We start from the raw sequence: 2996 nt of genomic DNA, 5'->3' as shown, positions 1-2996 counted from the left end.
AGATCGGGCGACCCGGGGCCGGCACCGCCGCCGATCCCGCCGCCGCCTCCGGCGAGGCCGCCGGAGGGGAGGTCGGCGGGCTCGCCGAGTTCGGCCGGGTCCCAGTCGCTCTCGAAGTCGGGGAGGTCGGCGGGCCCGGTGTCCGGCAGGGTGTGGTCGACGGGGCCGGGCGGTTCGTAGCCGGGGATCTCCGGCGGCCCGTCCGCGGGACCGGCGCCGGGGGTCTCGGGGCCGGACTGCTCGGGGTCCTGCTGCGGGTCCTCCTGCTCCGATTCGGGACCCTGGTCCTGCTGCTCGTCCCGGTCGTCGTCCTCGCCCTTGTCCTCGTCCTCGTCCTTGCCCTGCTGCTGCTTCTCGGCGTCCTCGGGGCCGCCCTTCTTCTTGCCGCCCTTGGGGTCCTCGTCGGCGGTGTCCTCGGTGCCCCTGCCGTCCTCGCCGTCCTGGCCGGTGTCGTCGGCGGCGACGTCGGTGCGGCGGTCGGTCCGCTCCAAGCCGCTCCCCTTGTCCGTCAAGGGCTCGAACTGCTCGGCGGCGCCGGTGAGGCCGGCGCCGACGGCGGTGTCGGTCGCGGTGAGCACGGTCAGGCCGAGCTGGAGCTGCATCGTGCCCTCGTCGGCGCGGGCCTGGAAGAGCGCCTGCAGCATGGGCCCGAACGGCCCGGCGGCGGCGATCGCGGCCCAGTGCACGGCCCCGAGCTCGACCTTCGGCGCGGGCTGCACGGTGAACCCGGCGCCGCGGTACGAGGCGTCGAGGGCCTGGAGCTGCTTGACCATGGACTCCATGGCGGTGCCGCCGGCCTTGAGCATCTCGGCGGCGCCGCCGACCTGCTCGACGACCTCCTCCACGTGCTCGTCGACGACGACCGCGTCGTCGTTGAACGCGGCGTTCGCCTCGTCCTCCCAGCCGGCGTTGATCGCCACCACCGTCGAGTCGTACTCGGCGCGGTGCTCGGTCAGGTCGGTCGCCGCGGCGGCCATCTCCGCGGCGTAGTCGGTGAACGCGGCCGGGTTCGCGGCCAGCGCCTGCTCGTAGGTGGGCATCCGGTCCTCCTAGTCCCGCCGCCGCGCGGGCGTGCGGCGCTCGATGCGGCGGAACTCGCCGCCGACGCGGGTGTCGGTGCCGTCCATGTCGTCGGCGCTGCCGGTGACCTGCTCGCCCTGCCACGAGACGCGGTCCTCGACGCCCTGGGTGACCTCGCCGAGGGCGGCCTGCCAGCGCACGCCGGCGTCGCCGGTGAGGAACCCGGCGTTGCCCGAGGCGGCGTGCTCGGCGGGGGCCTGCACCCGGTCGGACGCCTTGCGGGCGCCCGGGGCGATCGTCCGCAGGTCCGCGCCGCCGCCGCGGACCTTCTCGACTTCCATGTACACGTCCACTGGTCCTCCTCGGGCGTCGGCGCCGGGCGGGGCGCCCTGCGGCCTCCCTGCACTGTGCCCGCCGCCGTCACGGTCCGGTCCCGATGCGGGCGGTGCGAAGTCGTGACGTTTCCATGACGCCCCGGTCTTCCATTGGGACGCACACCGAGGATCCAGGGAGGTGCACCGGCATGACGGACGGCGGGTTGATCGAGGGCTCGGCCCCGAGCGGGGACGCGGGCTCGGAGTACGTGACCGTGCTCGACGCGGGCTCGGCCGACGGCGGCGCGGCGCTCGTGTACGGCGACGCGGACTACGGGGCGGACGACGCGCTGTACTCGGAGGCGGCGTACGACGACGCGTACGAGTCGGCGGTGTACACCGAGCCGGCCGCGAGTTCGGAGATCGCGTTCGGCGACACGGGCGGCTCGGGCGGCGGGCGGGCCGGGTGCTCGTCGGGCGCGTGCCCGCACCCGGTGGCGCATCCCGCGGAGGAGGACTGGGAGCGGCTCGTCTCGGCCGTGCCGGTCGAGGGCCAGCTCGGGCGGTTCAAGCCGCGCTGCGAGGGGATGTCGTACCCGGCGGAGGACGACTTCCGGTCGGCGGTCGCCGCGGTACGGCCCCTGGAGCCGGACTCGTTCTCGCTGCAGCGGTTGCGGTCCGGGTGGACCGAGGAGGTCGCGGCGGTGCTCGCCGACTGGCCCGGCCTGATGCGGACGCGGCTCGCGGAGCTGTCGTCCGGTTGGGCGGGAACGGACTTCGACGCGTTCAGCGAGCAGGCCGGCCAGGCGAGGGCGCTCGTGCAGGGCGTGCTCGACGACATCGAGGACGCCGTGGCGGAGCTGCGGCACCGCGAGGAGGCGATCTACACGCTCCAGGGCGGCGACTCCGGCGAGATCCCGTACCCGGCGCCGCTGGTCGGCGCGGACGGGGAGTGGACGAGCCTGGTCGCGGTGCACGTGCGGCCCGCGTGGTGGCACGGGGACTGCATCCTCATGGGCTGCGAGGAGGCCGAGAAGGCGCTGGAGCTGGGCGGGGCGGACGCGGCTCTGGCGGCGGAGGTGCGGGCGTTCATCGAGGAGCGCGCGGGGTCGGCGGCGGTGGACCCGGCGGCGGCGGTCGCGGAGGCGCGGTCGGTGGCGGGCGAGGAGGCGAAGACGGCGTTCGCGTCGCGGATCTCGGCCGAGCTGGCCGGGTACGCGGAGCGGCAGGCCGCGATCGACGAGTCGATCGGGGAGAAGCTCGGCGGGCAGAGCGAGCAGCTCGCGGCGGTGGCGACCCCCGGGTCGGACCGGCCGTGCCCCGAGACCGCCGATTCGTCCTATATGGATCTCGCGTCGCCGGTGATGGAGCAGCCGGCGCCGCCCGTGGCCCCGCAGGCGACCCTGGACCCGACCCCGGTGCCGCCGGGCGGCGACGGCACGGCGAGCACCGAGGCCGCGGCGACCGAGCCGACCGGTTCGGCCCCCGGGCAGGAGGCGGCCGGGGGTGCGGTCTCCGGCGGCCTGGCGGGCGGCGGAGGCGGGTTCGGCTCACCGGGCGGCGCCCTGGGCGGCGGGGCCGTGCCGGCGGGCGGCGCGGCGGTCGCGGCGGCCGTCGGTCCCGGGTTCAAGGGCGGGGCGCCGGGCGTGTTCGCGCCGGGGG

Annotated in this window: 2 protein-coding genes and 1 pseudogene; 1 reads left to right on the top strand and 2 read right to left on the bottom strand. The window is 76.4% G+C overall.

Translation table 11 applies throughout. The annotated features are described in order from the left end of the window. Together ABD419_RS23870 and ABD419_RS23865 are read right to left on the bottom strand one after the other, a co-directional pair. On the bottom strand, positions 1–1040 hold a 1040-nt coding region (locus tag ABD419_RS23870; RefSeq protein WP_344492282.1), incomplete at its 3' end, for a WXG100 family type VII secretion target. Between the two features lie 9 nt (positions 1041–1049). Continuing rightward, complete coding sequence (locus ABD419_RS23865; RefSeq protein WP_344492279.1) at positions 1050–1373, bottom strand: hypothetical protein; 324 nt, start codon at positions 1371–1373, stop codon at positions 1050–1052. 170 nt (positions 1374–1543) lie between these two features. Here ABD419_RS23865 and ABD419_RS23860 point away from each other — a divergent pair. Then, a pseudogene (locus ABD419_RS23860) lies at positions 1544–2996 on the top strand (hypothetical protein); the annotation flags it as partial.

The sequence above is a fragment of the Glycomyces endophyticus genome (assembly GCF_039531525.1).
GTDB lineage: Bacteria > Actinomycetota > Actinomycetes > Mycobacteriales > Micromonosporaceae > Glycomyces > Glycomyces endophyticus.
This window is presented reverse-complemented; position numbering and strand designations above follow the sequence as displayed.